Raw genomic sequence first — 14,906 nt, forward strand, 5'->3', positions numbered from 1 at the left:
TTTAACCACAGAGTCACAAAGAACACAGAGGTTAAGTCATGCTAGATGAATTCTTTCTGAACCGGCATAAATATTAAACTTTTCTCCCCGCAAGAAGCCAATGAGGGTAATGCCAAATTCTTGGGCTAGAGATACAGCTAAACTACTAGGAGCCGAAACAGAACAAACAATGGGTACTCTAGCAACTATGGATTTTTGTAAAATTTCAAAACTAGAGCGTCCACTAACCATGACAAGATGATGGTGGAAAGGTAACTCACCACTCAATAAGGCTGTGCCAATTAATTTATCTAGAGCATTGTGTCTGCCTACATCTTCTTGTAAGTTTAAGAGCCTGCCTTGAGTATCAAATACAGCCGCCGCGTGTAAACCCCCCGTAGCCGTGAACACACCTTGAGCCGCCCGGAGTTGATCTGGTAGGCTGTAGATGACTTCTGGTGTGATTATCATCTCCTCCTCTACCACTCGACAACCGCGTAGTTGCAAAGCTTCTATACTGGCTTTACCACAAACACCACAAGCGCTATTAATATAAAAATGCCGTTCTAAAGATTGTAAATCTGCAAATAATCCTGTACGTAATTCTACGTTGACTATATTATAATTTTGTTGACCATCAATAGATTTGTCTACACAATAACTGATGCGTTGAATGTCAGCTTTACTGCTGATTAAACCTTCACTATAGAGAAACCCTGCGGCAAGGGCAAAATCTGCGCCTGGTGTTCGCATTGTTACAGCTATAGTGCGATGGGGAAAGACTAGGCGAATCTCCAGAGGTTCTTCGGTGGTGAGATAGTCTTGTCGCAGGCGCTGTTTACCATTTTCGACTACGAAGATTTGGGTTTTGGTTTTGCTGCTAATAGGCGTTTCCATTCATTCTAAACACAGTATTTGTACATGAATTTTTCTGTGATGTGGGACAAATGTTCATTGAGATGAGATAGGGCTTGATCAGCGATCGCCTTCGGTACGCCACCATAGTATGCTTGGGCAATAGCACCTGTGATGCAGGCAATGGTATCGCTATCACCACCGATGGAAATGGCATTGCGAATCGCATCTTCAAAACTTGTGGATTCTAAAAAGGCAATGATGGCTGGGGGAACGGAACCTTGGCAGGTAGAATCGTATTGGTAGGTGGGTCTGATTTGGTTTAAAGTTGGCTCTAGATCATAACCGAAGTGATTTTGAATGTAAGATTTAATGCCGAATTTATCAAGACCGATACGTGCTAGAAAAATAGTAGCGGCGGTTGCTTGAGCGCCTTTAATACCTTCGGGGTGGTTGTGGGTAACTTCGGCACTGCGTTGGGCTTGTTGTAAGACTGTATCGAGATTATCGTAGGCAAAGGCAATGGGACTGACTCGCATGGCTGCACCATTACCAAAACTGTTGTATGGTGCGGTGCTGTTAGATTTAGCCCAGTTGCTAAAGTTACGCCCATAACCAGCATACAGGTAGCGACGATAGTACCATTTGAATTGGTCGATGTATTTACTACTGGGTGGGTATTGATGATAGTTGAGGATGACATCTGCCACAGCGACAGTTAAGACTGTATCATCCGTAAAGCGACATTGCCGATCAAATAGGGGAAAATCTTTAGTTTTGATACTTTTTCCCTCATAGACTGAACCAATGATGTCACCTGCGATCGCACCCAGCATACTTACCTCTCGCTTTCCCTGTCAGTCTCTGTTAGATGGATTTCTCCAGGCGCACTAATGCGTTATAATCAGGTACACCCTCAAGCGATCGCTTGCTTTTATCTAAAAGTACATTTCCCTCTGGCCAATGTACTTGTAAATTACCTGACTGAATCGGTGCAATGTAAACTCGCCCTGAGAATTCCCCTAATTGGTTTTTGAGAATTACTTTATCACCATCTTGCAAACCTAAGTTGGCTGCATCTTGATAATTCATCAATACAGCTTCCCGTAATGCACCAGTAATCGCATCTTTGCGTTCTTGTACCATGCTATTGAATTGTTTACCTCGGCGAGTTGCTAGCCAAAAATAACCTGCTGGTAATTCTTTTTGGGGAGGAGATAACGGTGCAAAATAAGCCTTACCATCTGCTGTGGGGAAGTTCCAGCCAAAGCACAAATGTGAACCACCATATTGAAATTGATCTCCCGCCTGCTGTAAATGTTGAATACCTGCATATAAGGGAACAACTTGAGCAATTTCTTGGCGGATAGCGGCTGTATTGCTAAAAGTCAACTTATCTGCTAAGTCTGGTCTAACTCGTCTGGCTAATTCTAAAAATACTTCCCATTCGGGACGGGCTGACCCAATGCGTTGTCCAGGAATTTCTGGACTAAAAATAATCCGGCGTTCCGTGTTGGTTTCCGTGACTCCTCCGGGAATTTCGTAACGAGTTGTGGCGGGTAACAGCACGACAGTATCGGCTGGTTCTACCAACATTTGACTGGACAAGACAATATCCATATGTACCCGCAAGGGTATGTGTTGCAAAGCCTCTTCTATATACGCTGGTTCTGGCAAAACTTCTAAAAAATTCCCACCAACCGAGAACAAGACATCTAACTGTCCTTTGAAGGCAGCATCAATCATTTCTGGGGCAATTAAACCCCGACTCTCTGGCACTGTAAAGCCCCAATGCTGACTCAACTGGGCAGCATTTTCGGCATTGATGGGTTTACCACCGGGAAAGACTGTAGCGTAACAACCCATTTCTGCACCACCTTGCACCCCAGAATGGCCGCGAATTGGCATTAAACCGCAGCCTTCCCGCCCCACAAAGCCTTTAGTCAGGGCTAGGTTAATAATACTCCTGACATTATCTTCGCCGCACTCGTGTTGAGTTATGCCCATACTCCAGACAAACACGGCTTTGTTGGCTTCCCCCACCATTTTGGCAAAGGCGTACATTTCGTCACGGGATGCACCCGATAGTTTTTCTAATTCTGCCCATGATTGATTGGCTAATGCGGCTGTAAGTTCAGCAAAACCATGAGTGTAGTTTTGAATAAACGATTCATCTACCCAGTTATTCGCAATCAGATGTTTAATTGTGCCATTTAAAAAGGCGATATCTCCACCCAAGTTGACTAAAAAGAAATCTTCGGCAAACTTGGTTCCAAACAAAGCGCTTTCCAGAATCGAGGGAACCCAATAGCGTTCCATCCCTGGTTCGCGGTAGGTGTTGATGACGACAATCTTTGTCCCGGCTTTTTTGGCATAGTGGAGATATTTAACGGTGACTGGTTGATTGTTGGCGACATTGGAACCGATGAAGACTAATAAATCAGTACCTATCCAGTCTTTATAGGAACAAGTTGTCGCACCAGCACCCAAAGCTGCTTTTAAACCGGCAGTGCTAGGGGAATGACAAATACGAGCAGCATTATCTATATTATTAGTCCCCATCGCCCGGACAGCTTTTTGAGTAGCATAATAAGTTTCGTTAACTGTGCCGCGACTGGTGACGTAGAAACTGAGACGATGAGGTGGAGTATTGCAGATGCGATCGCTTATTACTTCTAAAGCCTCATCCCAACTCACACGGCGAAAACCTATTTCTCCCCGTCGCCGCATCATTGGGTAAGGTAGCCGTCCCAAGTCCCGTAATTGGGCGCTTGTTTGCTGGCGTAACTGGGAAACATCTGTCAATAATTGCTCATCCAAGGCTGACATAGTATTCATCTGCAATAGCCGCAACCGGACATTGCAAACATGAATCCCATCCACCGTCCAATCTTTCATCCCCGTGGTTCCCAAAGCACAACCATCGCAGACACCCTGATTGAGAATCTTCCAAGCATAGGGTAATTTATCACGAGATAACCAAATAGCGCGAAAAACTTCCCAATAATTGTTGGGATATTGTTCACCAATACCGAAAGGTTTCCAACTTGCCCAATTTGCAGGTGTCCAGCGTTTGATTGGTTTAGGCAACATGAGTTAGTTCGTAATGACGCTCGAGGACTCGCTCTAAGCGAAGCTATGCCGAAGGCTTTACGCTACGCTAACGTAATTCGTAATTAAAAGACTTATCTGAGAAATTTATATACTGAGTCTAAAATTTTGCTCGTGAGTCTTGTTAGTATAACTGATGATATGTGAGATATTTTGCCAAAATCTTTAAATGATTGTGAGTAAATTGCTAGGCATGAGTGTTTAAATATTGGTTATATTTTAATACTTTATTTACTATTAAAATTATATCTTTTGGTACATGACTTAATTACTCATAGATACATGACTTATTGTAAGAATTAGGTTATTTGCATTTTACAGAATTAATCAACACAAGTACCAGTAATCAGCTAAGAGTAAAAATGCTATCTTAAGGGCAAGTAATTTTCTCAGGTTTGAGGAAACCACAATGACTACAACGCTATTAGAAGCTAATTCTATCGAGTCATTATTAGGGAACGAAGCAGAAGACTTGCTAACTTATAAAGCCAAAGTCTCAAAAGATTTACTACATTTACCAGGTGCTGACTTTATTGATAGAGTCTGGTTAAATAGCGATCGCCATCCCCAAGTATTGCGAAATCTCCAGCAACTATATTCTACAGGTCGTTTGGCGAATACAGGTTATCTTTCGATTCTGCCGGTAGACCAAGGGATTGAACACTCAGCCGGCGCATCATTTGCCCCCAATCCGATCTACTTTGATCCTGAGAATATCATCCGTTTAGCGATCGCTGGTGGTTGCAATGCGGTAGCCACAACATTAGGTGTATTGGGCAGTGTTTCTCGGAAATATGCTCATAAAATTCCCTTCATTGCCAAAATTAACCATAATGAATTGTTAACCTTCCCCAATCAATTTGATCAAGTTTTGTTTGCCGATGTGGAACAAGCTTGGAATTTGGGTGCAATAGCAGTGGGAGCAACAATTTATTTTGGTTCCGAAAACTCCACCAGACAAATTCAAGAAATCAGTCGCGCATTTAAACGCGCCCATGAATTAGGTTTAGTCACTATTCTCTGGTGCTATCTGCGGAACAACGCTTTTAAACAAGATAAAGATTACCACCTCGCCGCCGACCTTACCGGACAAGCCAATCATTTAGGGGTGACAATCGAAGCCGACATCATTAAACAAAAATTACCCGAAAATAACAATGGCTACGGTGCAGTAGTCAAAGCTACAGGCAAGAGTTACGGCAAAACCGACGAACGAGTATACACAGAATTAACCACCGACCATCCCATTGATTTGACACGCTACCAAGTCCTCAATTGCTACTGCGGACGTGCCGGTTTAATCAATTCCGGTGGTGCTTCTGGCAAAAATGACTTCACTGAAGCAGTCCGCACCGCCGTGATTAATAAACGCGCCGGTGGTACAGGATTAATATCTGGCAGAAAAGCCTTCCAGCGTCCCTTTGAAGAAGGAGTGAAGTTATTCCACACCATTCAGGACGTTTATTTGTCACCAGATGTGACAGTGGCGTAGAGAGTGAGGGAGTTGTGAGTGCTGAGTGCTGAGTGTTCAGCACTCAGCACTCATCGGATATCGCTACTTGGGGATGGTCGGCGTTCTCTGCCTCATCTGGGGGTGAAATGATAGTATTAAAAGAGTTTCAAATTCAAACTGTGAAATCATTAGCCATCATTTAGTAAACTGATTAGACCAACTTTTTGCTGTTTTTGAGCTAATTTTCCATTCATACCTGTCCATAACTAAAATGGTAGGTTGAGTTAACTTCTTTATAGTCAATAGCCAAAACCCTTTATTCCCATCCCCTAGATTTAGTTCCATAATCTGCCATGCTAAAACTCTTGTTGGGCGACCCCAACGCTCGTAAACTCAAAAAATACCAGCCTTACATTACAGAAATTAATCTGTTAGAGGAAGACATTAAAGCCCTTTCTGACGAAGATTTGAAAGGCAAAACGGCAGAGTTTAAACAGCGACTTGCCAAGGGCGAAACTTTAGATGATATTCTGCCGGAAGCCTTTGCAGTGGTGAGAGAAGCGGGACGGCGAGTCTTGGGATTGCGGCACTTTGATGTCCAGCTACTAGGTGGTGTGATTTTACACTCTGGGCAAATTGCAGAAATGAAAACTGGTGAAGGTAAAACCCTAGTGGCTACCTTACCGAGTTACTTAAACGCTTTAAGTGGTAAGGGTGTCCACGTAATCACCGTCAACGATTACCTGGCTCGTCGGGACGCAGAATGGATGGGGCAAGTGCATCGCTTCCTGGGTTTGAGCGTTGGGTTAATTCAGGCAAGCATGACTCCCAACGAGCGCCAGAGAAATTATGAGTGTGATATTACTTACGTCACCAACAGTGAAGTGGGCTTTGACTACCTGCGGGATAACATGGCGACATCCATGGCCGATGTGGTACAGCGTCCATTTAACTATTGTGTAATTGACGAAGTAGACTCAATTTTAGTCGATGAAGCCCGCACACCTCTGATTATTTCGGGGCAAGTAGAAAGACCGACAGAAAAATACTTGCAAGCGGCAGAAATTTCTTTAACTCTCCACAAAGATGAGCATTACGAGGTAGATGAGAAAGCCCGTAACGTGCTGTTAACAGATGAAGGTTTCGCACAAGCCGAAAATTTGTTGGGTGTGACAGATTTATTTGACCCAGAAGATCCTTGGGCGCATTTTGTGTTTAATGCCATCAAAGCTAAAGAACTGTTCCTCAAAGACGTAAACTACATCGTCCGCAATGGGGAAGTGGTGATTGTGGATGAATTTACCGGACGGGTGCTACCGGGAAGACGCTGGAGTGATGGTTTACACCAAGCTATAGAAGCCAAAGAACACGTAGAAATTCAACCAGAAACTCAAACTCTAGCCACAATTACTTATCAAAACTTATTTTTGCTCTATCCCAAACTAGGCGGGATGACAGGAACAGCCAAGACAGAAGAAGTTGAGTTTGAAAAGATTTACAAATTAGAAGTAGCGGTAATTCCCACCAATAGAATTAGGAGAAGAGAAGACTGGTCAGACTTAGTATTTAAAAAAGAGACTGGCAAGTGGCAGGCGATCGCGCGAGAATGTGCTGAGATGCACGAATTGGGTAGACCTGTGCTTGTGGGAACCACCAGTGTAGAAAAATCAGAATACTTAAGTCAACTGCTCAGAGAACAAGGTATTCCCCACGAATTACTCAACGCCCGCCCCGAAAACGTAGAACGGGAAGCAGAAATTGTTGCCCAAGCTGGTCGTCGGGGTGCTGTGACTATTGCCACCAACATGGCAGGACGGGGTACAGACATCATCCTGGGTGGTAACTCAGAATATATGGCCCGGTTGAAACTGCGGGAATACTTCATGCCCCGTGTCGTCCGCCCAGATGACGAAGATGTATTTGGTGTACAACGAGCTGCGGGATTACCCACAGGACACGGTGGTGGTCAAGGTTTTGTACCTGGGAAAAAAGTTAAGACTTGGAAGGCTTCACCAGAAATTTTCCCTGTGGAACTGTCCAAGGAAGCAGAACAGCTATTAAAAGAAGCCGTAGATTTTGCCGTGCGTGAGTATGGCGATCGCACTCTGCCAGAATTAGAAGCAGAAGATAAAGTCGCTGTAGCCGCTGAAAAAGCCCCCACCAGTGACCCCGTAATTCAGAAATTGCGCGATGCTTACAAACGCATTAAGCACGAGTATGAAGAATTTACCAGCAAAGAACACGACGAAGTAGTCCAAAGGGGTGGTTTACACGTCATCGGTACAGAACGCCATGAGTCCCGGCGGATAGATAACCAACTCCGCGGACGTGCAGGTCGTCAAGGCGACCCCGGTTCGACTAGATTCTTCCTCAGTTTAGAGGATAACTTACTGCGGATTTTTGGTGGCGATCGCGTGGCTGGTTTAATGGAAGCCTTCAACGTCGAAGATGATATGCCCATTGAATCGGGAATGTTGACTCGCAGCTTGGAAGGCGCACAAAAGAAAGTCGAAACCTATTACTACGACATCCGTAAGCAGGTGTTTGAGTACGACGAGGTGATGAACAACCAGCGTCGCGCTATCTACGCCGAACGTCGCCGGGTCTTGGAAGGTCAAGACCTAAAAGAACAGGTCATCAAGTACGCGGAAAAAACGATGGACGACATCGTTGATTACTACATCAACGCTGACCTACCCTCAGAAGAATGGGAATTAGAGAAGCTGGTAGATAAAGTCAAAGAATTTGTCTATTTGCTAGCAGATATGCAGGCGAGTCAACTAGAAGACATGGGAGTCAGCGAAATTAAAGCTTTCTTACACGAACAAGTAAGAATTGCCTACGACCTCAAGGAAGCCCAAATCGACCAAATTCAGCCCGGACTGATGCGTCAAGCCGAACGCTTCTTCATCCTGCAACGGATTGATACCCTGTGGCGAGAACACCTACAACAAATGGACGCTTTGCGCGAATCCGTCGGTTTACGTGGCTACGGTCAGAAAGACCCGCTAATTGAGTACAAGAGCGAAGGTTATGAGTTGTTCTTGGATATGATGGTCAACATCCGCCGTGATGTTGTCTACTCCTTATTCATGTTCCAACCCCAGCCCCAGCCAGTAGTCCAAACATCATCAGAGATGGTGTAAATTTGCTAAAGATGTGTATTAGACATATCCGAAAATGAATGTAGAGACGTTGCAGTGCAACGTCTCTACAGGGATTTTGGGCAATGCAGAATTAAATTCGGTCGATGACTAATGACTATTGACTATTGACTATTGACCATTGACAAATTAACCTCTCACGATAACCAAGCCCTATCATATTGTATCGGCCAGTGTTTCTCATGTCCTAGTTGTTTGGCTGCTAGGTGAGGCCAATAGGGATTACGCAGTAGTTCTCGTCCTAACAACACCATGTCAGCGACTTCGTTGCGAATAATTTGGTCGGCTTGTTCTGGGGAAGTAATTAAACCTACAGCACCAGTGGAGATGTTTGCTTCCCGACGGATTTGTTCAGCAATCTGAGTCTGGTATCCAGGTTTAACAGGTATATTAATACCCGGTATAGCCCCCCCGGAAGAACAATCAATTAAATCTACACCGAGAGATTTCAGCTTATCACTCAAAGCAACACTCTGTTCGATATCCCATCCCTTATCTACCCAATCTGTAGCCGAGAGACGCACAAGTAAAGGGTATGACTCTGGCCAGACTTCGCGGATTTTCTCAACAACTTCTCGTAGGAGACGAGTGCGATTTTCAAAACTACCGCCATAATCATCTTGGCGTTGGTTAACTAAGGGTGAGAGAAACTGGTGGAGTAAGTAACCGTGGGCTGCATGGATTTCTATCACCTTGAAACCCGCTTGCAACGAACGTTTAGCAGCTTGGACAAAGGCTTGAATCAATTGCTCAATACCTTCAAGGCTTAAAGCTTCTGGTATTGGACTGTCTTTATTAAAAGCGATCGCACTACTAGAAACAACAGGTCGCCAACCCTCTTGAGATTCATCTAATACTTTTCCCCCTTTAGAAGGTTTGCTAACACTGGCTTTTCTCCCTGCATGAGCCAGTTGGATACCAGCAACTGCACCAAAGTTATGAATTAAACCCACAACTCTAGATAAAGATTCTATATGTGCATCTGACCAAATTCCCAAATCCTGTGGACTAATTCGCCCGCAAGGTTCCACCGCCGCAGCTTCTGTGATGACCAAACCTGCACCACCAACTGCACGAGAAGCTAAATGAACCAAGTGCCAATCATTAGCAAAGCCATTAGTACTAGAATATTGACACATCGGTGACACAGCAATCCGATTGCGCAAGGTAACATCCCGAATTTTTAACGGTTCAAATAAATGTGTCATTGATATTAATTCCTTCTCTTGTTAGGTGAAAGAAATTTGGGTGACAAAAAATAAGAGGTAAGGATACATCCGTAAACAGTGACCTTGTACCAAGATTTTTGTGTATTAACTGGTAACTGATAACTGTTAACTGGTAACTGACTTCTGACTCCTGGGTGCTGAATTCTTACAATAAGAGTTTATGCTTTTTGCTTTGGCTGCTGACTTTGCTCTGGCTGCATATCTTGACTCTGATATTCCCAGATATCCTGTTTTCCTAGTTCTGATTCAATTGGTAATTGTACATTATCTGGCAGCTTTTTATTTTGCCAGTTGGCATCAACTGCTTCCCAGAGTAGTTCTTGTTCAATATGCCCAAAAAACATAATTTTTGTCTCCTTGACTACAAAAAATGTGAATTTTTTCTGTGATGTTTATAGTGATAAAAAATATTCATTTCTAACTTAATTGCTGACAATATCTCAATAGTGAGCAATACGTATTTATATAAGCAGCCGCTTCAAAGACTGTTATAACTTGGTTTAGCCGACTGATTTGCATAGAAAGGCAATAGGCAATAAGATTTGCGACCATCAAGCTTTAACTAGGTCTTCTCAAAAATCAAAGACTAGTCCGAGATCAGGCTGAAAATAGTCTATTAACTATTAAATATATTCTATTTAGCTTCAATAATACATTCTTTTTTAGATAATTTAAATATTAGTATTGACCCTCTTAATTAGAAGATAGTTGAATAGCTTTTTAGTAAATTGACTCAGCTTGTCAAAGCACCACAAAAGCTATAAATGTGTTTATCATCACAATTTTGCAGTTGGTGAATCATTTTTTCACCTGTTGAATGAAATCATCGAGTAACCATAATAAATACTCAAAAGGTATTTCGATGTGAACTGAGGTTTTGAAAAAATCAAATAGGATTAATGAAATTGATATCACCTACAGAATATGGGTAAAAAAAATGGCTAATAGGCAAAAAGCTATTAGCCATCATTCAAAGTAGCTCGAACAAGTGGGTCTACAAACCTTCTGGTTGCTCAGGAGAAATAACGCTAGCCTGAGTACTAACAACTTTTGTTGTTTGTAACATAGAAGTATTGGCAACAGAATTATTTGCCAAAGTGAACAGGGGATTAGAGAAAATTCCCGCGATGGAAGTAGCAATCAAAGTTACCACCAAACCCACTTGTAATGGTCTAAATCCAGGCAAATTCCACCGGATTTCGGGATAATTCTTGATCACGTCTGACATTTCTTGAGGTTCTTTGACTACCATCATCTTGACTACACGGATGTAGTAGTAGATGGAGACAACACTGGTAACTAAACCTAGCAAAACTAACCAGTAAAGCCCAGCTTGCCAACCAGCCCAGAACAAGTAAATCTTGCCAAAAAACCCGGCTAATGGAGGTATACCACCCAAAGAGAGTAAGGAGATACTCAAGCCCAGAGTTAGTAAGGGATCTTTTTGATATAACCCAGAGTATTCGGCAATTTGGTCGGTTCCTGTCCGCAGTGAGAACAAAATCACGCAGGTAAAACCGCACAGGTTCATGAACAGGTAAACCAGCAAGTAGAAAATCATGCTAGCGTATCCAGCATCAGTACCAGCAATCAAGCCAATCATCACAAAACCTGCTTGGGCAATGGATGAATAAGCAAGCATCCGTTTCATGCTGGTTTGGGCTAAAGCGACGACATTACCCAAAACCATGCTGAGGACAGCCAAGGCTGTAAAGACAAATCTCCACTCATCCGCAACGAGAGGGAACACCGTTACCAAGAGGCGGATAGCTAGAGCAAAACCAGCTGCTTTGGAACCGACAGATAAAAAGGCGATGACTGGGGTGGGAGCGCCTTCATAAACGTCCGGTGTCCATTGGTGGAAGGGTGCGGCGGAGATTTTAAAGCCAATACCAGCAATGACGAAAACTAGGGCAATCACCAAACCTAACGATTGACCAACATTAGCAGTAGCGATACCATGAGCGATCGCATTTAATTCTGTTTGTCCACCAGACAGACCATACAGCAATGATACACCATACAAAAATACTGCTGTACTGGAAGCTCCAATCAGCAAGTATTTCAGTGCCGCTTCGTTAGAACGGGGGTCACGCTTGGTATAACCTGTCAACAAATAAGAGGAAATACTCAGGGTTTCTAAGGAGATGAAAATCATCACCAACTCACTCGCCCCAGAGACAAACATCCCTCCCAAAGTCGCAGTCAACAAAATAGCGATGAATTCAGCTAAGGCAGTGCCACTCTGCTCAACGTAGCGAATCGACATCAAAATAGTCACAACGGCAGATAAAGCGACGATACCGCGAAAAACGATACTCAAGTCGTCGCCATTAAACCCACCAGTAAAACCAATGGGATTACTAGCATCCCATTGAAAATATAGGGCAACAACCGCAGACAGTAAACCTGCGATCGCTAGATATCCAATCCAGCGTGAAGATGTACGCCCTAAAATCAAATCAACAATCAAAACCCCCATGAGGGTAACAATGACAATTCCCTCTGGCAGAATTGTTCCAGCATTCAACTGGGCTGCAAGATTAGCAAAATCCATGAGATATATAGGTTTTGGCGATTAGACATCAACGCTAACTGTGATCATTCTATCTATTGTTCTTGACCAAAGTTGCATTTATCTTTTCGTCTTTTAGCTTATACCCTGTTTTGCTCAAAAACTGCTTGCCGATGGCATCGTAGCTTTTATTTACGCCACACTACTATACATACCATCAGATTAAATTATGTTGAAATGTAATATTTATATCTTTGTCAGAGTAGGGAGTGGGGGAGTACTGAGTGCTGAGTGCTGAGTAGGGGAGTGCTGAGTACTGAGTGAGGGAGTGCTGAGTACTGAGTGTTGAGCATAAATACTATCACCTATCACCTATCCCCTATCCCCTGTCACCTGTCACCTATCCCCTATCCCCTGTCACCTATCCCCTACTTAATCTTCTGCTTAATAAAAGTTACTACTTGAGCTAGCTGCTTCTTCAAGCCTTCAATTTCGGCTTGCATTGTGGCAATTTTCTCATTGAGTGCTTGAATTTCTGCGGCAGATGCAGATGAGGTTAATTCTACTTCAGGAGTCGCTACTGTAGTAGTTGTAGTCGTAGCCGTTGTGGGAGGGGTGGCTACAGCTACAGAACCATTGGTAACTGTAGCTGTGACTACCGCACTATTTTTCACCGAGGCAACTGCTCCTACAGGTTCTTGGCGTGGTAGTTTAGCCTTAGTCATTGCTGACTTAATGGCGTTAATTAACTGTTTTTGATCAAAGGGTTTACCTAAAAATTCAAAATATTCAAAAGGTTCAGTAATTTTCTCCGTCACCTCTTCCTTGCGCCCAGACATGATGACTAAGGGAATCTTTCTGAGTTCAGGATGAGCTTGCACTTGCTGAAAAACCTCCCAACCACTCATTTTGGGTAAAAGGAAATCCAACATGATTAAACTGAGTTTTTCTTGACGGATGAAATTTAGTCCTTCCAACCCGTCTTTTGCTTCTAATACTTCAAAATTGCCAGGAGGCAACATTTCTCGTACTTTTACCCTGACAACGGTAGTGTCATCGATAACTAGAATTTTGTTACTTGCCACGACTGATTGCTCTAACAGAATATTTAAGTTTAAATAGCGGCTTTGCCGATTGACCTTGAGAGTCATCCCACTATATCCAACATTGTTATTAATTGGGGGATAGTATATTTCGGTATAAATCTCATTGTCGGCAATGTTTTATAAAACTTTTATGTGGGAGGGAGTGATGAGTAATGAGTGCTGTTAGCGGTAGCGGGGCGTTTAGCCCGTGCTGAGTAAGAGAGTAAGAGAGTGATGAGTACTGAGTGCTGAGTCCTGAGTGCTGAGTAAGAGAGTGAGGGAGTGAATAATGTGACCAATGACCAATGACTATTGACTAATGACTATTGTTGTTTAGCTACTTACTTACAGGTTTATGACTTCTTCTTCACAACCGGCCGAATTTAAGTCCGAAATTATGGCAATGCCTGACTGGTTACGCCGTCCCATTGGTAAGGCTAGCGAACTCTCGACGGTACAACGGATTATTAAACAGCGTCAAATTCATACGATTTGTGAAGAAGGACGTTGTCCGAACCGGGGTGAGTGCTATGCCCAAAAAACTGCTACCTTCTTGCTGATGGGGCCTGTCTGTACTCGTGCTTGTGCTTTTTGTCAAGTCGATAAGGGTCATGCACCAATGCCTCTTGACTTGGATGAGCCGCAAAAGGTAGCAGAAGCGGTACAGCTTCTGGGATTGCGTTATGTTGTACTGACTTCTGTAGCTCGTGACGACTTGCCAGATCAAGGTGCAGGTCATTTTGTCAAGACAATGGCAGCAATTCGTCAGGTGAACCGAGATACGCAAATTGAAGTGCTAACACCAGATTTTTGGGGTGGTATGGGGTCTGGAGAGGCAGGACAGCGCCAACGGATAGAAATGATTGTCGAAGCGGCTCCGGCTTGTTTTAACCACAATATAGAGACAGTACGCCGCTTAACTGGCCCGGTGCGCCGGGGAGCAAAATACGATCGCTCACTCCAAGTTCTTTCCATCGTCAAAGAACTCAACCCTACCATCCCCACAAAATCAGGTTTAATGCTGGGGCATGGGGAGAGTGTAGCAGAAATCGTTGCAGCGATGAGAGATTTAAGGGCTGTAAAATGCGATCGCCTCACCATCGGGCAATATATGCGTCCATCCCTAGAACATCTCCCAGTACAAAAATACTGGACACCAGCAGAATTTGACCAACTCGGCAAACTAGCTACAGAAATGGGATTCAGTCATGTCCGTTCTGGGCCATTGGTTCGCAGTTCCTATCATGCAGGGGAGGAGTGAACAGTAGAGACGTTGCAATGCAACGTCTCTAGATAATTTATGTGTATCATGATTAACGTGAAATGGTATCACTATTGACTATTGACAAAAAAGCCAGAAAATTTAGTGACACTGCCTAAGTCCTATGTTATTAAAACAAGAATACCAACGCACTGAACAATTAGCAGAGTATCTTCGTAACTTGGGTGTTGATCCCGATAATCTTCCTGAAAACTTCCATGTATAAAAGCCGTCGATATTCAACTATCTAATTT

At 43.4% G+C, this 14,906-nt stretch carries 10 protein-coding genes; 3 read left to right on the top strand and 7 right to left on the bottom strand.

What is annotated here, in order from left to right; genetic code table 11:
- Positions 1–36: 36 nt before the first annotated feature.
- From fdhD to FD725_RS12525, 3 genes are read right to left on the bottom strand one after another with little or no spacing between them, the layout of a single operon-like run.
- Positions 37–876 carry a formate dehydrogenase accessory sulfurtransferase FdhD gene (gene fdhD, locus FD725_RS12515; protein WP_179048455.1) on the bottom strand — a complete coding sequence of 280 codons (840 nt, stop codon included), beginning with the start codon at positions 874–876 and terminating at the stop codon, positions 37–39.
- Between the two features lie 5 nt (positions 877–881).
- Positions 882–1,670, bottom strand: coding sequence for an ADP-ribosylglycohydrolase family protein (locus tag FD725_RS12520; RefSeq protein ID WP_179048456.1), 789 nt, complete (start codon positions 1,668–1,670; stop codon positions 882–884).
- 31 nt (positions 1,671–1,701) lie between these two features.
- Positions 1,702–3,927 carry an FdhF/YdeP family oxidoreductase gene (locus tag FD725_RS12525; protein ID WP_179048457.1) on the bottom strand — a complete coding sequence of 742 codons (2,226 nt, stop codon included), beginning with the start codon at positions 3,925–3,927 and terminating at the stop codon, positions 1,702–1,704.
- Between the two features lie 427 nt (positions 3,928–4,354).
- Here FD725_RS12525 and FD725_RS12530 point away from each other — a divergent pair, with 427 nt between their 5' ends.
- A complete protein-coding gene (locus FD725_RS12530; protein ID WP_179048458.1) occupies positions 4,355–5,437 on the top strand; it encodes a class I fructose-bisphosphate aldolase in 1,083 nt (360 codons plus the stop codon).
- A gap of 314 nt (positions 5,438–5,751) precedes the next feature.
- On the top strand, positions 5,752–8,544 hold the full coding sequence (gene secA, locus FD725_RS12535) for a preprotein translocase subunit SecA (protein ID WP_179048459.1): 2,793 nt from the start codon (positions 5,752–5,754) through the stop codon (positions 8,542–8,544).
- A gap of 155 nt (positions 8,545–8,699) precedes the next feature.
- Here secA and namA read toward each other — a convergent pair whose 3' ends face one another.
- The 4 genes from namA to FD725_RS12555 all read right to left on the bottom strand — a co-directional run bounded on the left by namA (position 8,700) and on the right by FD725_RS12555 (position 13,391).
- Positions 8,700–9,770, bottom strand: a complete 1,071-nt coding sequence (gene namA, locus FD725_RS12540) for an NADPH dehydrogenase NamA (protein WP_179048460.1) — start codon at positions 9,768–9,770, stop codon at positions 8,700–8,702.
- 179 nt (positions 9,771–9,949) lie between these two features.
- The gene (locus FD725_RS12545) at positions 9,950–10,135 is read right to left on the bottom strand and encodes a hypothetical protein (RefSeq protein WP_179048461.1); all 186 of its coding nucleotides are present in this window, start codon (positions 10,133–10,135) and stop codon (positions 9,950–9,952) included.
- Positions 10,136–10,785: 650 nt separating this feature from the next.
- Positions 10,786–12,348 (bottom strand): NAD(P)H-quinone oxidoreductase subunit N, encoded by a 1,563-nt coding sequence (locus FD725_RS12550; protein ID WP_179048462.1) that lies wholly within the window; start codon positions 12,346–12,348, stop codon positions 10,786–10,788.
- A 386-nt stretch (positions 12,349–12,734) separates the two neighbouring features.
- Positions 12,735–13,391, bottom strand: a complete 657-nt coding sequence (locus FD725_RS12555; protein WP_179051513.1) for a response regulator — start codon at positions 13,389–13,391, stop codon at positions 12,735–12,737.
- Positions 13,392–13,746: 355 nt separating this feature from the next.
- On the opposite strand from FD725_RS12555, the gene lipA reads away from it, so the two are divergent.
- Entirely contained in the window at positions 13,747–14,652 is a 906-nt protein-coding gene (gene lipA / locus FD725_RS12560; RefSeq protein ID WP_179048463.1) for a lipoyl synthase, read from the top strand.
- The last annotated feature ends 254 nt before the right edge of the window (positions 14,653–14,906 follow it).

Source organism: Nostoc sp. TCL26-01, assembly GCF_013393945.1.
Taxonomy (GTDB): Bacteria; Cyanobacteriota; Cyanobacteriia; order Cyanobacteriales; family Nostocaceae; genus Trichormus.

Excerpts from the sequence above, each read along its gene's own strand:
- FD725_RS12550 (WP_179048462.1), bottom strand. The coding sequence starts at position 12,348 with ATGGATTTTGCTAATCTTGCAGCCCAGTTGAATGCTGGAACAATTCTG.
- FD725_RS12525 (WP_179048457.1), bottom strand. The coding sequence starts at position 3,927 with ATGTTGCCTAAACCAATCAAACGCTGGACACCTGCAAATTGGGCAAGT.
- FD725_RS12545 (WP_179048461.1), bottom strand. The coding sequence starts at position 10,135 with ATGTTTTTTGGGCATATTGAACAAGAACTACTCTGGGAAGCAGTTGAT.
- secA (WP_179048459.1), top strand. The coding sequence starts at position 5,752 with ATGCTAAAACTCTTGTTGGGCGACCCCAACGCTCGTAAACTCAAAAAA.
- fdhD (WP_179048455.1), bottom strand. The coding sequence starts at position 876 with ATGGAAACGCCTATTAGCAGCAAAACCAAAACCCAAATCTTCGTAGTC.
- namA (WP_179048460.1), bottom strand. The coding sequence starts at position 9,770 with ATGACACATTTATTTGAACCGTTAAAAATTCGGGATGTTACCTTGCGC.
- FD725_RS12530 (WP_179048458.1), top strand. The coding sequence starts at position 4,355 with ATGACTACAACGCTATTAGAAGCTAATTCTATCGAGTCATTATTAGGG.
- FD725_RS12520 (WP_179048456.1), bottom strand. The coding sequence starts at position 1,670 with ATGCTGGGTGCGATCGCAGGTGACATCATTGGTTCAGTCTATGAGGGA.
- lipA (WP_179048463.1), top strand. The coding sequence starts at position 13,747 with ATGACTTCTTCTTCACAACCGGCCGAATTTAAGTCCGAAATTATGGCA.